Origin of the sequence: Endozoicomonas sp. ONNA1 (genome assembly GCF_024606325.1) — a bacterium.
Classification (GTDB): Bacteria; Pseudomonadota; Gammaproteobacteria; order Pseudomonadales; family Endozoicomonadaceae; genus Endozoicomonas_A.
This window is the reverse complement of the sequence record NZ_JAHHPN010000453.1, coordinates 1-3,778: the sequence shown is the minus strand read 5'-3', so window position 1 is coordinate 3,778 and position 3,778 is coordinate 1. Positions and strand designations below refer to the sequence as shown.

Genomic DNA, 3,778 nt, shown 5'->3' with positions numbered 1-3,778 from the left:
GACGTTGCCCGGAAATACACCAAAGTCCTGAAGGTGGGTAATGAGGGGGTCTTCAAGTTTACCCATAATCTTGCAGATGAAGCATTGGTCATCCAAGTCAGAAACGGCATGACCCATCAGGATTCAATTAAGGCTGTTCGAAGTCAATCGGGTGACATCCAACCACTTGAACCGACAACGAAAGTCGCCAGCCCCGAACATCTGGCTGGGGTACTAAAAGGAGCCCATGAAAGAGCAGGAAGCCTTGGCGAAGCTGATCACTATGTTGCCCTTGCCACCATGAAAGTAGGCAAAGTTGAAGTGAACGAGCGTACTTTTATGCGCCTTATTGCTGCAGGCGATAAGCTCCCTGAACTGCAGCGACTGGGTCAGTCGCTCTTTGTCAATGATGAGGCTCTTTTCGCACTAGCCACCTCTGCCTATACCCAGGTTTATCTTCTGGGAGAAGGTTTACAAAAGGTAGCCCTGAATACTCTCGTGCTCTGCCATCAGCCTGTTGGCTATGTAGTCCACGTCGAGGATGTCACACAGGCTTATCCTGTGCCTGAGGGTTATCCAAAACTGGAAGTGACTGAGGCTCCGGGGGAGATTATTGTTTTCCGTGGTCAGAAGCAGAATCTGGCCGATATTGCTTTTGTGGAGAGCCTCTATAACCCCTGGAAAAAATTTGGCGGTAATGATAATAAGCACATTGCACAGGTTAAAAAAGACAAGGTCAAAAGCTACCAGTACGTTATTCGAAGCAGACAGATGGCGCTACTGGAGGGGTTCTCTAATGAGCTAGCCCTACAACACCATGCTGAACTTTTACATGATAAACTGGTGATGCTTGCTTACTATGAATCTATTCAGCAGGCATTAACCACTGCTGCTTCATATGGAACCGATGAATTTGAACTCACAGCAGAACACATCGGAGCCGTGTTATCGGTCATCACGCCAGGCTGGATGTTGGTTCAATTCGAAAAACTCTTCAGTTTCAAACCCGCACTCAGAGATCTTCTGACAAGTCGGCATTTTTTTCAGAATGTTCAAAAAGGTACAGACGTTATCAGCAAACTGATGCAGCGCTTTGCTTTCGGAGAAGACACAACGTTTGTTAAAAAAGCCATTGGTAACATGGCCCGACAGCATCTTGAATTGGAAAACACGCTGGAAGAGCCGCAGGGATCCGAGGCCTTTCAACAATATCTTCAGCAACAGAACACCAGAAAAGATGCTGAAAAAGCAACTGAAATCAAAGACCGCTACGCTACCATTGCCGCACATTTAAACATTCAGAATTTTAATAGCAATGAAGATGTTGATGCTCAACAAGAAAGCCTGCTTGCAAAAATTAAAACAATGATTGCCCAAAAAGAACTCCACTCTCACAGAATTCGAACAATAAATGAACAACAGGATCTGAAAAATTCTGACATCATCACCGCACCAGGCCAGTCCAAAGCCATGCCTGAAGTACTTGAGACACTTCGGGCCATGGAAAGAGTTTTGGGAGATAAGAGTCACATCGATGAAAGGGACGATGTGTATTTCAATCGTCAGCTCGTTTCTGAAGACATACATCTATACGTCAGTGAAGCCAGACAGCGGGAAGAGGCACAGGTCTGGATCATACTGCAAATGCTGGAAGACAGACTCAGCATCAGTGTCAGAATCGGTGAAAGTGATAGCAAAGCAGCAAAACTGGCAAGGGTTCGTGCACGACTTGATAGCGGTGATGTTTCAAAGGACGAGTTGGCTGACATGCACAGACTCCTCCGCGTTGCAACTGACAGACTCGCTCCGGAGGGAAGCCCGATGCAGATGGACGTCTTGGTCTCTGGCATTCGTGATCTTCTCAACTTTTTAATCGAAGAATCGGATCAAAGAGCCAGGAAACGACAGACAAATCATCTTATCGCCCTGGAGGACGCACTGAATATCTCCCCTCATGAAAATCCCGCTGCTAAAGAAAGAGAAAAAATGTTCATAGCTAAACTGGCCAGTGATCTGCAGATAGGGTTTGCTGACGATGCCAATCTGTTTGACCAGCAGCATGCTCTAAGAGACCGAATTCAGGAATTAAAGGAAGAAGTAAACGAAACTTATGACGATGAGGGTGTCAAAAGAATCAGAAATAATCAAATTGCTGATCAACTCAACATTAAGAACTATAGATATCACGCCACTATAAACGAGCAAAACAGTCTAATTAAAGCAAAACTTGAAGACTTGGACGAAGAAGTGTTCAAAGCGGGTCAGCCTGAGGTTGATGAGCGTATTGCAGCCATTGAAAATGAGCTGGACAGGCAAATGCCTCGCCTTGGACCTAAACCCCGATTCGTCCTTGATCGTGATGTTGCCACGGCAAGACGAGCAATTAAAGAAGCTGAAAGTGAGCTGGCAGCCATTTATCGCAATCTGAAAAGGCTTCGAGGTACAAGCCTGGTATATGAAGGGAACCCTGACGACCTCCAGGATGTCTCAGATGAAGAAAGCATGGTTCTCAAGCAGGGAATGAAAGAAGTTCAGATCGAGTTGGGTCTGGCTTCAAGTGACGAGCAAACCACTGAAGAGCGAGTGAAGAACATCAGGCATTTCCTGCTGGAATGCAGTGCAGAAAAACGAGATAAAATCCTTGAGGAACTGAGAGTCAAATCAAGTCTGAACATCCATATGATAAATGACCTTGGTTCAGAGGAAGCATCTGATTACTTAATTGCCATTGCACGCTATGCAGATTCTGCTGGTCAGTACGAAGTCGGCGAAGCATTAGGTAGACTGCTTCATAGCAGGAAAAGGTACATTCAGATCACAGACTTCCTGCGTGAACACGACGATGCGCTTCTTGAAGCCATCGAAAAAGACGTGGGTCTTAAACCGGCCCCTGCTGACACCCATGAACAACGGCTTAATGCCCTGAGAAAGAGACAGGTAGAATATGGTGGGAATGATGGTTATGGTGGCACTGTCCGGCATCTGATTCAGGAACAGGCAGATCTGCAAGATGAGATTGAGTTCAGAAAAGCAGACATTGAGAGAATGAAGCGAGTCCTGAAGGCTGCAGAGCAAGCCGTCGAAAGTGACTCTGGTCCCTTCCAGTACACGCCGGAACAGGTAATGGTTCTGAGCACTATCAACAATTTCATGCAGCAGCACCCTCTCAAAAAACAAGCTCTGGAAGCCGCCATTGGCCTGAAAGAAGCGGCAAGAGAAGGCGGCAAGAAAGCACCGTTGCTTTCGACTTTCGATTTTAACAATGAATTTGCAGCGATTCGCATGCAGGCACTGGTCGGGGATAAACTGACGATTGAACAGGCCAGTCGGATGGTGGACGTTTTCAAGAGCCTGAAGATCTTCCCGGAATCCCCCCTCATGCCTATGCAAGATCGACCCTGGAGTGCTATCAAAAATGTCGAGGAACTGGCGGGTTGGGCCTTGTACTACGTGGAAACAGGAGCCCAACAATACGACGACGTCATTCGCGACATGGGCAAAACAGCCATTCACTTCGTCGAGCATGAACAAGGGGGCCTGAAAGACTTCCCGGAATACTTCGCCAGCCATTCTGCCAGTGGTAACAGGATAATCACTTTGCTCCGTGAAGGTCTGATCAGCAGGGTTGAACTTGAGCACTACATAAAGGCCGTCAGAGGTGTCGGTGTTTATACGGCAATGGGCGAATTTGAACTCTTTGTTGGCAGCAAGCACGGTGTCCGTTTGCCCCAGTTCAGGAGGGTTGTCCAGATGCTGTCCGATAAGGGTGCTGAGGAATTTATGCAGAGCGCCTTTATTC

At 47.1% G+C, this 3,778-nt stretch carries 1 protein-coding gene; it reads left to right on the top strand.

Annotated features, from left to right (window positions below):
- Positions 1-108: 108 nt before the first annotated feature.
- Positions 109-3,778: hypothetical protein (locus KDK19_RS10400; RefSeq protein WP_257291891.1), on the top strand; the 3,670-nt coding region annotated here is incomplete at its 3' end.